This is a genomic window from Kitasatospora sp. NPDC058048 (genome assembly GCF_042885555.1).
In the GTDB taxonomy this organism is placed as follows: Bacteria; Actinomycetota; Actinomycetes; order Streptomycetales; family Streptomycetaceae; genus Kitasatospora; species Kitasatospora lactacystinica.
In genome coordinates this window covers 86,846-100,283 of record NZ_JBHVRT010000015.1, presented here as the reverse complement: position 1 = coordinate 100,283, position 13,438 = coordinate 86,846, and the positions used below count along the sequence as shown (strand labels likewise).

General features: G+C 71.6%; 13 protein-coding genes and 1 pseudogene. 5 read left to right on the top strand and 9 right to left on the bottom strand.

What is annotated here, in order from left to right:
- The first annotated feature begins 369 nt into the window (after positions 1–369).
- Both ACFVVA_RS17950 and ACFVVA_RS17945 read left to right on the top strand, forming a co-directional pair.
- The gene (locus tag ACFVVA_RS17950) at positions 370–837 is read left to right on the top strand and encodes a DUF6623 family protein (RefSeq protein ID WP_387690553.1); all 468 of its coding nucleotides are present in this window, start codon (positions 370–372) and stop codon (positions 835–837) included.
- A 482-nt stretch (positions 838–1,319) separates the two neighbouring features.
- Positions 1,320–1,853, top strand: a complete 534-nt coding sequence (locus ACFVVA_RS17945) for an NUDIX hydrolase (RefSeq protein WP_387690551.1) — start codon at positions 1,320–1,322, stop codon at positions 1,851–1,853.
- Here the strand turns inward: ACFVVA_RS17945 and ACFVVA_RS17940 are convergent.
- Positions 1,850–3,163 (bottom strand): helix-turn-helix domain-containing protein, encoded by a 1,314-nt coding sequence (locus tag ACFVVA_RS17940; protein ID WP_387690549.1) that lies wholly within the window; start codon positions 3,161–3,163, stop codon positions 1,850–1,852. The genes ACFVVA_RS17945 and ACFVVA_RS17940 overlap by 4 nt on opposite strands.
- A gap of 337 nt (positions 3,164–3,500) precedes the next feature.
- Between ACFVVA_RS17940 and ACFVVA_RS17935 the strand changes: the two genes are divergently transcribed.
- The gene (locus tag ACFVVA_RS17935) at positions 3,501–3,911 is read left to right on the top strand and encodes an ATP-binding protein (RefSeq protein ID WP_387690547.1); all 411 of its coding nucleotides are present in this window, start codon (positions 3,501–3,503) and stop codon (positions 3,909–3,911) included.
- 14 nt (positions 3,912–3,925) lie between these two features.
- Positions 3,926–4,477 carry a hypothetical protein gene (locus tag ACFVVA_RS17930; protein WP_387690545.1) on the top strand — a complete coding sequence of 184 codons (552 nt, stop codon included), beginning with the start codon at positions 3,926–3,928 and terminating at the stop codon, positions 4,475–4,477.
- A gap of 729 nt (positions 4,478–5,206) precedes the next feature.
- Here ACFVVA_RS17930 and ACFVVA_RS17925 read toward each other — a convergent pair.
- Together ACFVVA_RS17925 and ACFVVA_RS17920 are read right to left on the bottom strand one after the other, a co-directional pair.
- On the bottom strand, positions 5,207–5,575 hold the full coding sequence (locus ACFVVA_RS17925; protein WP_387690543.1) for a hypothetical protein: 369 nt from the start codon (positions 5,573–5,575) through the stop codon (positions 5,207–5,209).
- Between the two features lie 252 nt (positions 5,576–5,827).
- Positions 5,828–6,178: pseudogene (locus tag ACFVVA_RS17920) on the bottom strand (NAD-dependent epimerase/dehydratase family protein); the annotation flags it as partial.
- 243 nt (positions 6,179–6,421) lie between these two features.
- On the opposite strand from ACFVVA_RS17920, the gene ACFVVA_RS17915 reads away from it, so the two are divergent.
- Positions 6,422–7,186, top strand: coding sequence for a hypothetical protein (locus ACFVVA_RS17915; RefSeq protein WP_387690541.1), 765 nt, complete (start codon positions 6,422–6,424; stop codon positions 7,184–7,186).
- Positions 7,187–7,318: 132 nt separating this feature from the next.
- On the opposite strand, the gene ACFVVA_RS17910 is transcribed toward ACFVVA_RS17915, so the two are convergent.
- The 6 genes from ACFVVA_RS17910 to ACFVVA_RS17885 all read right to left on the bottom strand — a co-directional run bounded on the left by ACFVVA_RS17910 (position 7,319) and on the right by ACFVVA_RS17885 (position 13,226).
- Entirely contained in the window at positions 7,319–8,026 is a 708-nt protein-coding gene (locus ACFVVA_RS17910; protein ID WP_387690540.1) for a hypothetical protein, read from the bottom strand.
- 163 nt (positions 8,027–8,189) lie between these two features.
- Positions 8,190–9,461 carry a sugar ABC transporter permease gene (locus ACFVVA_RS17905; protein WP_387690538.1) on the bottom strand — a complete coding sequence of 424 codons (1,272 nt, stop codon included), beginning with the start codon at positions 9,459–9,461 and terminating at the stop codon, positions 8,190–8,192.
- Positions 9,458–10,249: an ATP-binding cassette domain-containing protein gene (locus tag ACFVVA_RS17900; RefSeq protein WP_387690536.1), complete on the bottom strand. Its 792-nt coding sequence runs from the start codon at positions 10,247–10,249 to the stop codon at positions 9,458–9,460. The genes ACFVVA_RS17905 and ACFVVA_RS17900 overlap by 4 nt, the downstream gene beginning before the upstream one ends.
- A 103-nt stretch (positions 10,250–10,352) precedes the next feature.
- Positions 10,353–11,450 (bottom strand): sugar ABC transporter substrate-binding protein, encoded by a 1,098-nt coding sequence (locus ACFVVA_RS17895; protein WP_387690534.1) that lies wholly within the window; start codon positions 11,448–11,450, stop codon positions 10,353–10,355.
- Between the two features lie 227 nt (positions 11,451–11,677).
- Positions 11,678–12,043: a hypothetical protein gene (locus tag ACFVVA_RS17890; protein ID WP_387690533.1), complete on the bottom strand. Its 366-nt coding sequence runs from the start codon at positions 12,041–12,043 to the stop codon at positions 11,678–11,680.
- Between the two features lie 229 nt (positions 12,044–12,272).
- Positions 12,273–13,226, bottom strand: coding sequence for a DUF4331 family protein (locus tag ACFVVA_RS17885; protein WP_387690531.1), 954 nt, complete (start codon positions 13,224–13,226; stop codon positions 12,273–12,275).
- Positions 13,227–13,438: the final 212 nt, after the last annotated feature.

The window sequence follows — 13,438 nt, the reverse complement described above, 5'->3', positions numbered from 1 at the left end:
CCCGCCCGGCCCCCCCCCCCCCCCCCCCCCGCGGGTGGGGCGCGGGACGTCGGCCCGGCCGACTCCCCGCGCGGCGTGGACGTCCTCGATGTCGTCGGCGAGCGCGTACCCGCATCGCGGTGAAATGCGCGCAGCCGGTCATCGCCGGAAAGGGCGTTGCGCGATGGCAGGCCGGCCGTCCGTCTCCGGCCGGGGCTCGGAGAGTTGCGTGTCCGGGCTCATGCGGCGAGCCGCCGTCTTCGCCGTTACTGTACGAATCGGTAATGGGCCCGCGACAGCAGAAAGTATGCGGGGCCGGACTCTTGTGAGCCAGGGCTCCGGAGTGTGAGACTGCAAGAAAAGAAATAACCTGCCGAGGAGGTGGGTATTGTGGCGCTGCAGGCGAGTTGGGTCCACGGGAACGCCATGGTGGTGGAGAATCCCGAGAACCTCAGCCGCAACGGACACTTCGGGTGGGGCTCCGATGTGGACATCACACCCGGGAAGACCAGCTGGTTCCACATCGCCGTACCGACGCCGGTGATCGTCAACGACGTCCGGACTAACCTGGTCAGGGTCTTCGTCCTGTTCAAGACCGACGTTGGATTCGGCCGGCTCACCCGGGTGCACGTCTGGGACGCTTCCGGAGGGCCCATCCAGCAATTCGAGAACCTCGCAGGCGAAGGCGAACACCGCACCGGGCTGGACGGTCAGAACACGTTCAACCTCGACCAGCCCCATTCCGTGGCCTTCGGTATCGGAATCTCGTTCTTCGTCGTCGCGGCGATCGGGTTCGACACGCCGATCGCCCCCTCGCGTCTGATCCTCGGAACGGCGGGTGGTGATTTCACGACCTGACCGCCAGTCATTCCATCAGCCGCTCAGGGCATCGCGGCCGAACGCCGCCGGATTCGACCACGAGTCCTGGCGTCAGTTGCTCACGGCGTCCTCGGACAGCGACGTCGGTCGGCCGCGAACCGGCGGCCCGGACGGCGTGTGCCAGGTGCGCAGTCCTGGACGTACTGAAGCTTGATCGGGTGGTGTCCGGGCCGCCGTGGTGCAAACGCTGCCCACGTGAGCGAAGACGACGCTCCACGTACTGACGAGGACCATGACGGCGCGGGCGCCGGCGAGGACGCCAGGGGACGTCCTTGCCCTGCTGGGCGACCCCTGGGGCCGGGCGGCAAGCCCGACTGCCCGTCACGCAAAGCGCTCGGCCGGGCAGGCGGGCGCGAGCGGCTCGGTCATGCGCTTCCAGTACAGGTCGTCGGCCGTGCCGCCGTCGCTGGCACCTCTGGCAGGATGGCGCCGACCCGCCCCACCGAGATCATGAGGTACGAGTGAGCAGCGAGTGGACCGTCCACGGCAGCCGTCCCGTCTACACCAGCCCGTGGGTGCGGCTCGACCTGGTCGACGTCGAGCCGCTCGGAAGGGACCGGTACGAGCACCACCTGGTGCGTTTCGCACCGGTTGCCGCCGTCGTATTGATCAACGATCGGGACGAGGTGCTGATGATGTGGCGGCACCGCTTCGCGACGGGCACCTGGAGCTGGGAGATCCCCAGCGGCATCGTTGAGGACGGAGAATCCCTCGAGGCCGCAGCGGTCCGCGAGGTGTTCGAGGAAACCGGCTGGCAGGTGGACGAGGTCGAGGCACTCGCCTACACCCAGCCCATCGGCGGCATGAGCAACGCCGAGCACCACGTGTTCCTTGCCCACGGCGCCACCTACGTCGCACCGCCGGCGGACACCCATGAGGCTGACCGGATCGAGTGGATCCCGATCTCCCGGATCCAGGACATGATCGACCGGCGGGAGATCGTGGCAGGCGTCGCGGTCACCGGGCTGCTCCAACTGCTAGCCCGGCGGCCCTAGTTCGGCAGGGCCAACATCTCGCGAAGATCAACAACCAGCGGCAGGCGGGCCGCACGGGGTGGAACCGCCGCCGCGACTTCCCGGGCCCGGGCCAGCACAATCCCGGTCCGGTGTTCGTCCGGGAGCGTGGCAACCGCCACCATGCTGGTTTGCGCTCCCGAGCCGATCTCACCGATACGCATCAGGCCGTCTGCCTGGTCCAAAGCAATGAGCGCTCGGTCGAGGTACTGGGTGGGTGTGTAGAGGTTGAGAGCCTGGTCAAGGGATTGCTGCGCGCGCCGGATGTCACCAAGCGTGGTGTACATGCTGCCCATGTGCCATCGAAGTTGACGCTCCGTGTACCCGTATGCCAGGTCGGCGGTGTGTTCTGCCCCCAGCCGGACGAACGCCCGTTCAGCGAGGACCATGGCGGCGCGGGCTTCCTCGTGGCGGCCGAGGCGCGCGAGCGCGCGAGCTTTCAGCGCAGGCGCCCAGGCTGCGGTGGCACACACCGTGGTACCCGCGATCACCCGGGCCCGCTCGGCCAGCTCGGCCGCGCCCGCCGGCGCCCCGTAGTAGAACGGGATGACGGCCTCACGTGCTACAAGCCACGCGCGGAGGGCACGGTCATGAGTTTCCTCGGCCGCAAGCTGTGCAACCCGGTACCAGGCCCGTGCTTCGCGGTGCTCGCCCATCGCAACCAGGGCGATGCCTGCGGTGGCGGCGAGTCTGGCAGCGACGTGGCAGAGACGGGTGCGGTGGTCGGCCGACTGTCGGCGACTGAGGAGCTGCCGGACGTCGAGGAAGTCCAACACGGAATCGCCGAGGAGCCGGGCCGGCGGAGTGTGTTGGTAAGCATGGCCATACTCGGCAGCGGTGTTCTCCCACTGATCCACGGTGGTGTCGGCCACGCTCGCGGTGAAGACGGCGGCCCCGTCCTGGCGGGCGCTCATGAGGGCGGACAAGACCGGAGCGGACAGGCTCAGGCCTACCTGGCTGAGCAGTCCACGAAGTATGGCGTGCCGGGCAGTCGGCATCTCTGCCTGCATCGGGTCCACGGAAACCTCGGTGCTGATGCTGGTGCTCGGGGCGGACTCAGGGGCAGCTTGGCTGTCCACAGGGGTGTAGTCGGTGCCGTAGCCCAGACGGTCTGGTCTGGTCTGGTGGAGGCGGCACAACGCGTCAAGACGTTCGATCGATGGCCTTGTGGTGCCCTGCTCCCAGGCCGAGAGCTGTTGCACGGTGACGCGGTGGCCCAGCTGGGCGAGTTCGTCGGCTGCCTGTCGCAGGGACCATCCACGGCTGAGGCGTGCAGCCTGAAGCAGACTCACAGCGCATTCACGCGCGATTGCGCTGGATAGCTGCCAGGGTGTCCAGCCGGAGGCCTCAGCGGTGGAGACAAGTCGGGCAGCGGCAGTCCGCGGGTCGGCGGCGCGGGGCATCTTGGCTCCGTCCAACAGAGGGTTGTAGTTCCACGCTAGGCCATTCCTGCGGAACCCTGAGTCGGCTTTCGTCACGCTGTGGTGAATGGCTGTCGACCTGTAGCGGCCCCACCGTGAAATCACGGTGGGGCCGCAATTGCCGGAACCCACCGTTGCGATCGATCCTCTCGTTACGTTCCTCTCCGCGCCCTCCGAGGTCCCCATGCTCACTGCCCGTCGTCCCCGCATGTTCGTTGCGCGCCTCGATTCCCGTATCGAGTCCACGCCCCTGGCGCGCTACCTGCTCCGCGCGTACCTCTCCGCCCTCCCCGCGGGCGACCGGTACTCGGACACCGCCGAACTGTTGCTCGGCGAGTTGTTCGCCAACGCCGTCCAGCACTCCGACGCCCCCGACGACTGCCACATCGAGGTCCGCTTCACCGTCACCGGCTCCCGTCTGCGCCTGGAAGTCCACGACGCCGGCACCGACCACCCCACCCTCCACACCCCAGCCCCCGACGACGAACACGGCCGAGGCCTGCTCCTCGTCGACCGGCTCGCCGAACGCTGGGGCAGCGCCAACCGCCCCGGCGGCATCGGCAAGTACGTCTGGGCCCTCGTCGCGCCCGCCCCCGGCCCCGCCCTCGCCACCGCCTGAAAGCACCAACTCCCATGCACCTCACCACCCTCGCCGGCCACGCCCTCTCCCGCGGCCGGACCCCCGCCGACACCTACGCCCTGCTCGCCCGCCGGACCCACAAGCCCGTTCCCTCCGCCCGCGCGGTCTGCCTCGCCCTGACCATTCCCCTGGCCGAGACGATCCGCCGCCTCGACGAGTGCCACGACGCCCTCCTCGCAAACCCCCGCGCGGGTTCCGAGACCGACACCGGTGAACTCCTCGAAGCCCTCGGCGTCTTCGACGTCCCGGCCTCCCTCACGGACACCGAACTCGCCGTCGTCGACCTCTTCCTGGTCGCCATCGACGCCATGGGCGGCATCCGACCCGGCCACCACCACGGCCTGCACCGCTGGTTCACCACCGGCAACCTCACCGCCGCCTACCTCTCCCTCGCCGCCGCCCGACCCCTCCCCCGCACCGGAAACCCGACCACCTACTGGGCCGCCCTCGTCACCGCCGGCGAACTCCTCACCACCACCCCCAACCCCGACACCCGCCTCAAGTACGCCCTCACCCACTGCCGCACCCAAGCAGCCCGTACCTGAATTCCGCGCCGTGCACAGGAAGTCGGACCCGCCGACTTCCTGTGCAGTGCGGCAGGAGCCGGGCGCGTTCACCGTCGCGCATCCGCGAGCAGCGCCCGAGCTTGACTCTGTCGGTGATTTTGCGAGCTCAGGTGCCAAGGGTTCGCCAGGACTTCGGCCGGGGGATGTCGTTCTCGTCCGGGTAGGTCCGGAAGGCGGTCTCGATAACGAGGTTTCGTCCCGGTGACATGTGCGGCGAACCCCTTCCAGCTGATGATGTGCCCGCGGCGGACGTAGCGAGCCGTCGTGTCGTGCAGGGAGACGATCGCCGAGGCGGAGGGTGGCAGGCTGCCGTCGTCGGCGGCGAGGATCCTGGCCTTGGGCCGGGTGGGGTTCTTGCCCGGACGGACCGGGCGTCCGTCGCGCGGGTACCGGCCCGCGAAGCCCCGTTGCACCACAGCCCGTCCAGCCGGTCTCCGACCCGCATTGCGGTCGTGCCGACGGGGTTGCTCGACCGCGCGATCCGAGCGGTCGGAGAAGGGGCTTGCTCACCGGAGCCGGGGCGCAGCGACAACTGACACCTCAACAACTGCACGGTCTTCGATCAGCCCCGAGCATGCCCGCTGATCACGTCGGCACCGGCGCGTCCGGTCCCGGCGCCCTCGGTCAGGTCCTCGGGTCAGGCACCCGACCGAGGGTCCGGGCGGATCAGCGGATCAGCGGATCAGCGGAGCCGCCGGGGCCGCCGGATCAGGAGACGCGCTTCAGCTGCCAGGCGTTGTTGTTGAGGCTCGGGTTCGACCAGGCGACGCAGCTGCTGGTGTAGTAGGAGCTGGTCTGGACCCAGCCCGCGGGCGGGTAGGTGGTGGAGCAGGCCTGGACCACGGTGCCGACGGGCAGTCCGGTGAGCTGCTTGATCTGCTTGATGTTCGGGCTGAAGCTCCCCGTGCCGCAACTGCTGCTGTAGCCCCAGCTCACGTCGACGAAGCCGGCCGGGGTGACCACGCTTGCGCACGAGGTCGTGACGTCACCCGGGGCGGCCTGGGCGGGCGCGGCGGCCAGGGCGAGCATCGCGGCGGTGGCGGCGACGGCCATACAGGTGGTACGAAGGCGAATCATGGGTGAGGCTCCTTCTGGTCGGGGGTGGCCGGTCAGGCCGTGGAGCCATTCCTATGGTTTGATCACCGGTTTCGGATAGCGACTTTCAGGCCTAAAGATCCAGCGCGCAGAGCGGCGGCCAGGACGCGCGGGAAGGCTGGAGAACGGGACACGCGGGGAAGGCGGGGGCGGGCCCGGACCGGTCCGGGCCCGCCCCCGCCTCGGGTGCCGGTGTCGGACCTGGTAGCGGTCCGGCGCGAGCAGGTGCAGGTGCTCGGCGTCCCGGCCGGAGGCGACGAGCAGGGCCTTGGCCGGGTCGTCGATCGACATCTCGCCGCCGGTGCCGAGGTTGACGGTCTCGCCGAGCGCGCGGTCGGCACGGGCGATGGCCAGGAAGCCCTCCGCGGTGTCGGTCTCGTAGGTGAAGTCGCGGGTGGGAGTCGTCGAGCCGAGCCTGATCTCCCGTGCGCCGGAGTGGAGTTGGGCCAGGATGGTGGGGATCACGGCGCGGGCCGACTGGCGCGGGCCGTAGGTGTTGAACGGGCGGACCGCTGAGGCCGGCAGTGCGAAGGTGTGCCGGCAGGAGAGCGCCATCATGTCCGCGCCGATCTTCGAGGCGGAGTACCGGGGGGGGAGATGCCATCACCCGGCGCGCAGCCGCACACGCCGTTCCCCCGGCGGCGAGCTGACGACGGCCGACCGGGGAACGGTCCTGCTGGTCCGCGAGGTGGGCAGGGATGCCGACTTGTCCGATGCCGGCCCTGTTGCCCGTGCGGGCGTGGAGGAAGGGTGCAGCTCGGGGGGGGGCAAGGCGACCTGGCCGTCGGGGCGCCGATCCTGCGCGACAGGGTGTGAGAGCCTGACCCGGTGCTGGACGACGGACATGGCGGGCGGACAGCGGCCCGGCCGCAGTGGTGGGCCGCCTACCTGACACGGCATTGCGCGGTGGCCGACACCGAGCGCGAGCTGGTCGCGGGGTGGTTCGGTACCGGTGCCGCCGAGGCCGACGCCGTGTGGGAGACGGCGATGCTGGAGGGGCTGGAGGTGCGCCTGCCCTTCGGCGGCGGGCACGCGGTGCACGTGTACAGCTGCGACCTTCCCACGGAGTGGGGAACGGAGTACCTGGTCGTCCACCCCGACTGGGGCCGGTTGCGGGGCCGTCTCGCCGCCGTCGACACCCGCCTCCCGGAGCCGGAGCACCAGCAGGGACCGGGCCTGTCCTGGCGGGAGCTGATCCACGTCGCGAGCACGCCCGACCGCGCCGCGCCCGGTGTGCACGACCCGTCCGTGCGGCTGCTGCTCCTGCTGCCGACCCTCGGCGACGCGCAACTGCCGCCGGACGCCGCCGAAGTGGTGCGGGCGGCGCTGGCCGCCGTCGGGACACCCCCGGAGAACGCGGCGCACCTTGCCGCCTTCGTCCTGCGGCACCCGCGCTGGGCACCCGCTCGCTGGAGCGCACCGCAGGGCCGGCGATGGGCCCGGCCCCGGGCAGGGCGGGAGCGCGCCGTCGCCGGGATCCTGCGGTGCGACGTCCCGGGAAGCCCGCGGTTCGCCCGGCAGCTCGCCCACGGCATCACACCCGCGCAGGGCAGGCAGCTCGCCCGGGCGCTCGGGACCCGGCAACCGCGGTGACGGCCGTCCACCGGGCTCTCCGTCACGGGCCCGGTCGACGGCTCGGTCGACGGCTCGGCCGGGCACGGGCTCGGTCGACCACGGGCCCGGTCGACGGCTCGGCCCAGACCCGCGACAGGGGCCGGGGAGGGCTCAGAACCGCTCCGGAACGACGTCCACGCCGGCTGCGAGCATCTCGGCAGTGATCCGCTGCGCCAAGGTGTCGTTGCAGATCAGCAGTTGCGTCCACGGCGCGTCCCGGCGCCGGACCACATGGCCGCCGCCGCTCTCGTGGAGCTGCCACCGGTCACGTTCCGTGGTCCACAGGTACTGGTAGCCGCCGAGGGCGCGTTCGACCTCGACGGCTTCCGCCGCGGCCCGGGTCCGTCGGCCTGCCGGCGGGGGTGGCGGGGTGGCTCGCAGGGTGACGGCCGTCAGGTAGCCGTGCCGGTCCTGCGGCGCGATCGAGAGTTCCGCGGGCAGATCGTCGCCCAGGGCCTCCAGCACCTCGGTCGCCGGGTACCCGAAGAGATCGACGTCGGCGAGGACGACGGGCGTGCCGCCCGGCACGTGTGAGGCCGACCGGCCGCGGCTCAGCACGACGGACCGCAGGACAGGCTCGGTGGGCTCCGCCCCGGCCCCGCCCAGCTCCTCGGCGCCGTCCAGCTCCTCGGCACTGGCGGTCACTTCGATGTCCGCCCAGCGGGCGGTGCGGCTCCGGACCGTGTCGGGTACGGGCCTCGGCGGGAGCGGGCCGAGCCCGGCCAGGGTCTCGGCGGTCGTCCGGTCGTCCAGGCCGAACCGCAGGGTGCCCGCTGCGCCCGGCAGTTGGACCCCGATGCCGGGGAGCAGTTCGAACATCGGCCGATCCTCCCGCGGTGCCGGAGTGGGAGGCAAGCTCCGGAGCGGGAGGCAAGCTCCGGAGCGGGAGGCAAGCTCCGGAGTGGGAGGCGGGCTGCGAAAGGGCCCGGCGCCCCGCCGCATCGCGGGGCGCCGAGCCTGGGTTCCGCCGGGCCGGCTGGCGCTACCGGCGGCCGCTGCTGCTGCGGGTGCGGCGGGTGAGGGAGTCGAGGACGACGGCGGCCAGCAGCACCGCGCCGGTGATCATGTACTGGATGGCCTGGGCGGCGTGGACCATGTCCAGGCCGGTGGTGATGGACTGGATGACGAGGATGCCCAGCAGGGCGGACCAGGTCTTGCCGCGCCCCCCGAAGAGGCTGGTGCCGCCGATGACGGCCGCGGCGATGGCGCTCATCAGGACGTTGCCGCTGCCCAGTTGCTTGTCGGCGGAGCCCTGCTGGGAGGCGTAGAACAGGCCGCCCAGGCCAGCCAGGAACGCGGAGAGCACGAAGACGGAGATCCGTACCCGGGCGACGTTGACGCCCGCGCGCCGGGCGGCCTCGACGCCGCCGCCGACGGCGAAGACCTGGCGGCCGTAGCGGGTGCGGCGCAGCACGAAGTCGGTGGCGAGGACGGCGCCGAGCAGGACGACCAGGGACAGCGGCAGGCCGCGGTCCTGGTTGAGGGTGTAGGCGGTGGCGAGGGTGAGGACGGCGAGGGCGGCGGCGCGCACGGCGCTGTCGGCGGCGGGGGGTGCGGTGAGGCCGGCGGCGCGGCGCCGGCGGGCGGTGTTCAGGCGGGTGGCCAGGTAGAGGACGGGGGCGAGGACGGCCAGGGCCCAGGCGTAGGCGATGTCGCCGTCGCCGAGGAAGGTGCTGTCCAGGCCGGCGACGACGCCGCCGTGGCGGTTGTTGACGGTGCCGCCGTCGCCGAGCACGTACTCCTGCAGGCCGCTCCAGGCGAGCATCCCGGCGAGGGTGACCACGAAGGCGGGCACGCCGACACGGGCGAAGAACAGGCCGTGCAGCAGCCCCATGACGCAGGCCGCGCCGAGGGCGGCGAGGATCGCCACCCACTCGCTCCAGCCCTGGCGCACCGTCAGCACCGCCGCGATGGCGGCGCCGGCGCCGGCGACCGAGCCGAGGGAGAGGTCGATCTCGCCGAGGATCAGCACGAAGACGACACCGACCGCGATGAGGCCGGGCCCGGCGATGAAGCGGGTGATGTTGGTGAGGTTGTCGGCCTGCAGGAAGTGGTGGGTGACGGACTGGAAGACGACGGCGATGACGACCAGGCCGACGACGACCGGCAGCGAGCCGAGCTCGCCGGAGGCCAGGCGCCGGCGGGCGGCGCGCAGTTGGCCGGCCCAGCCCGGTTCGGTGCTGTGCAGCCTGGGGTCCGGCGTGGCCGCGGTGGCGGGGGCGGTGGCAGGGGCGGGTGCTTCGGGGGTGCTCATACGGCCTCGGCCTCCTCGGTGTGCCCGGTGCGGCGGGCCCGGCGGGCGTGGGCGTTGTCGGTGGCGCCGGTGATCGCGGCGACGATCTGCTCCTGGGTGGTGCCGGCAACCGGGAAGACGCCGTTGTTGCGGCCCAGGCGCAGGACGGCGACGGTGTCGGCCACCGCCCGTACGTCGGCCATGTTGTGGCTGACCAGCACGACCGCCAGGCCCTGCCCGCGCAGCCGCTCCACCAGGTCGAGGACCTGGGCGGTCTGTTCGACGCCGAGGGCCGCGGTGGGCTCGTCCAGGACGACCAGGGCCGGTTCGCCGACCAGGGCGCGGGCGATGGCCACCACTTGGCGCTGCCCGCCGGACAGGGCGGCGACGGGGGTGCGCACGTCGGGGATGCGGATGGAGAGGGTGTCCAGCAGCCGGCGGGCGTGCTGTTCCATGGCGACCTCGTCGAGCAGGCCGCGGCGGCGTTTCTCGTGGCCGAGGAAGAGGTTGGCGATGACGTCGAGGTTGTCGCACAGCGCGAGGTCCTGGTAGACGGTCGCGATGCCGAGGGCGGTGGCGTCCTGGGGGCGGGCCAGGCGCACCGGCTCGCCGTGCCAGGCGAGGGTGCCCTCGTCCACGGGGTGGACGCCGGCGATGGTCTTGACGAGGGTGGACTTGCCGGCGCCGTTGTCGCCGACGAGGGCGAGCACCTCGCCGGCGTGGACGGCGAGGTCGACGTCGGTGAGGGCCTGGACGGCACCGAAGCGCTTGGAGACCGAGCGCAGCTGCAGGACGGGTGCGCCTGTCACGGGAACAACCACCTTGGGGGAGCGGCTACTTGGTGTGATAGCCGAGGCCTGCTGGAGAGGGCCTGCTGAAGGGGCCTGCTGGAGAGGCCTGCTGGAAGGGGGCCTACTTGAGGCCGGCGGCGGCGCACGCGGCGGCGTAGTCGGCGGTGCAGATGTCGGAGACCTTGTAGATGCCGTCGGCCACCACGGTGGTGGCGATGGTGTCCTTGGTGACGACCTTGGCGTCCAGCAGCTTGGACGGGATGTTCTTGGCGGTGGCGCTGTCGACGCTGTCGGGGGCGATGCTCTTGACGTCCTTGCCCCGCAGCAGGGCGACGGCCAGTTCGGCGGCGGTGTCGGTGATCGGGCGGTAGGCCTTGTAGATGGTGTACGCCTGGTCGCCGTTCACGACGCGCTGGATGGCGTCCAGGCTGGCGTCCTGGCCGCCGACGGGGATGTTGATGCCGGCGCCCTTGAGCTGGGTGATGATGGCGGCGGCCATGCCGTCGTTGGCGGAGTAGACGCCCTGGAAGCCGTTCTTGCCGAACTCGGTGACGGCGGCGGAGATCTTCTGCGCGGCGACGGCGGCGTTCCACTGCCCGGACTGCTCGTAGACGACCTTCTTGATCTTCCCGTCGAGGGCCTTGTGCGCGCCGGACTTGAACTGGGCGGAGTTCGGGTCGGCCTCGTCGCCGTCGATCATGACGATGTTGGCCTCGGCGGCCTGCGGGCCGAGCGCGTCCAGCAGGGCCCGGCCCTGGAGTTCGCCGACCTTCTCGTTGTCGAAGGAGGTGTACGCGGCGACCGGGCCGCTGGCCAGGCGGTCGTAGGCGAGGACCTTGACGCCCTTGGCGGCGGCCTCCTCGACCCAGCTCTGGGTGGAGTCGGCGTCGTACGGGTCGAGGATGATCACCTTGACGCCCTGGGTGAGCAGGGTGTCGAACTGCTGCTTCTGCTTGGCCGCGCTGCCCTCGGCGTTGTTGTACAGCACCTTGCACTGCGCGCACAGGGACTTGACCTTGGCCTCGATGAACGGCCGGTCGAAGGACTCGTAGCGCACGGAGGAGGCGTTCTCGGGCAGCAGCAGGCCGATGGCGTCGGGGTTGCCGGCGGCGGATGCCTCGTTCTTGGTGCCGCCGGCCTTCCCGCACGCGGCGGTCATGGACAGGGTCAGCGCGAGGCCCACGGTGGAGACGAGGGCGCGACGCAGTACGGCGTTCATCGGATACCTCTCCCTGGGATCGCCGCGGCTTCGCGGCGGGGTGGGGGGAGTTAAACCTGGGCGCGTACATGACGTCAATAAGTAAAACCAAACTCCCCGGAATCCACCACCATTCGTTATCTTCGTGAACGCGCCTCGGACGGGCGGCGCACCCGCGGCGCGGGAAAGCGGAATGCCCGCCGCTCCCCTCGGACGGCGGGCACTCCCGGCTCGGACCTGACGAAACGTCAGGGACGGTCGAGCGTGATCGAGTTGATCGGACCCAGGTCGTCGTACACGCCGCGCTGCGCCGCGATGTCGTAGACGCAGTCACCGCCGCCCGAGGCACGGCACAGGTGGGCGTGCGCGCCGCCGGTCTGGTTGTTGAGCACCCAGTGGTTTCCGTACTGGCCGCTCAGGTTGTGCGCGCCGTAGCTCCGGTAGACGGCACTGGGGCTGACCGCCGGGTCCTGGTCCTGCGGGTAGATGCAGACCGCCCCGGACGGGCAGCCCGCCCAGTCGCCGGCCGCGGCGCCGGCACTGCCGGCTCCCATCGTGGTCAGCGCGGCGGCGGCCATGGCCAGGGCGGCGACGGCGTGGGTGATCCTGCGCATGAGTGGTTCTCCCTTGGCTGGTACGAGGACGGACGACCCGTCCGTCCGGTGCCCGTCAGCCTAGGAATCCGGCGCCCGCAGCGGTCCCTGACATCTGACAGGGGCGCGCCTGCTTGCCCCACGAGCCGGGCGCCCCCCCCAACGAGCCGGGAACCCCCCGCGAGTCGGGCGCCCCCCCCACGGAACCGGCGCTCCACGGAACCGGCGTCCCGCCGGCCCGGCCCCGAGGTCAGTGCGGGTGGCCCAGGTACGGGAAGGCCGGCAGCAGATCGGTGTGCGGCCCGATGTGGTCACCGGACACCTTGCCGTCGGTGAGCATCGTCAGCCGCGCCGACGTCACGTCGTCGGTCAGCGAGCGCCCGTTCGGGTAGACGGCCGGGCGGGCCCGGTCGTAGCGCAGGACGTCCGGCAGCACGATCCGCAGCTGCGCGTGCGCCGCGTCCGTGGTGTACCCGCCGAAGTGCTGCAGCTTCGCCGTCCACGGATCACGGTAGGTCACCCAGTCGTCCACCGGCTCCCCGGCGTTGTACGCGTCCTTCACGTCCTCCTCGTTGAAGTACGCCGTCAGCGACGGATGCGCACCCCGGTCCACCGACACCAGCCGACCGTCCTTGCGCACGCTCACCCGTGCCCACACCCCGATCTCCGGCGCCTCGCCGAACGCCGCGTCCGGCGCCTCCAGCACGATCCCGAAGACGTTCTTGTCAGCGCCCCAGTCCACCCCCGTCCACTGGAAGTCCTTCACGATCCCGTCCAGGTCCGCGAAGAACGGGTCGCTGCGCAGCCCCGCACTCACCCGGTACGACCCCGCCTCCACCACCGCCGGGGTGCCCGTGAAACTCACCGGCGCCCGCGACACCAGCACCTCACCGGTCGCCTCGTGCCCGCGCGCCCCCTCGCCGGTGGTGCGCCGCACCGTCATGCTCTGCGCCCCGCCCACCGGCTCGGAGAAGGTGAAGCTGTACGCGATGTCGGCCCGCTGGTCGCCGTCGGTGTCGATGTCGATCCGGTACACCGCCTCCGGATGGAAGGCCTGCCCGCCACTGGGTGCGACCGGGTTCACGTTCATGATCAGCACCGTCCGGCCCGGCTCCCGCGAGGCGAAGGCGAACAGGTCGGTCAGATCCAGGCGCGCGTCACCCTCCGGTGAGCGCAGGTTCGGTCCGCTGAGGTGGTGCGACACGACGGTCTCCGGTCTCCAGTGCTTCGCGTGCGTCCGCGTGGACACCCCCCGCCCCCTCCGGCCATTGCTAACACGACCCGCCCGTACCGGCCCGCCCCGCTGCGCCACCCGGGCGACGTCGCAAGGGGGGCGACGGGCCCGGGGCGGCGGGGTGGGGCGGGCCGGTACGGCAGCCACCGGCGGGCCCGGCCGGCCCGCGCGGCGCGCCCCTG

What these genes read in the sequence shown, in the direction of transcription:
- ACFVVA_RS17935 (WP_387690547.1), top strand. Translation starts at nt 3,501, where the DNA reads ATGTTCGTTGCGCGCCTCGATTCCCGTATCGAGTCCACGCCCCTGGCG.
- ACFVVA_RS17930 (WP_387690545.1), top strand. Translation starts at nt 3,926, where the DNA reads ATGCACCTCACCACCCTCGCCGGCCACGCCCTCTCCCGCGGCCGGACC.
- ACFVVA_RS17925 (WP_387690543.1), bottom strand. Translation starts at nt 5,575, where the DNA reads ATGATTCGCCTTCGTACCACCTGTATGGCCGTCGCCGCCACCGCCGCG.
- ACFVVA_RS17910 (WP_387690540.1), bottom strand. Translation starts at nt 8,026, where the DNA reads ATGTTCGAACTGCTCCCCGGCATCGGGGTCCAACTGCCGGGCGCAGCG.
- ACFVVA_RS17905 (WP_387690538.1), bottom strand. Translation starts at nt 9,461, where the DNA reads ATGAGCACCCCCGAAGCACCCGCCCCTGCCACCGCCCCCGCCACCGCG.
- ACFVVA_RS17895 (WP_387690534.1), bottom strand. Translation starts at nt 11,450, where the DNA reads ATGAACGCCGTACTGCGTCGCGCCCTCGTCTCCACCGTGGGCCTCGCG.
- ACFVVA_RS17890 (WP_387690533.1), bottom strand. Translation starts at nt 12,043, where the DNA reads ATGCGCAGGATCACCCACGCCGTCGCCGCCCTGGCCATGGCCGCCGCC.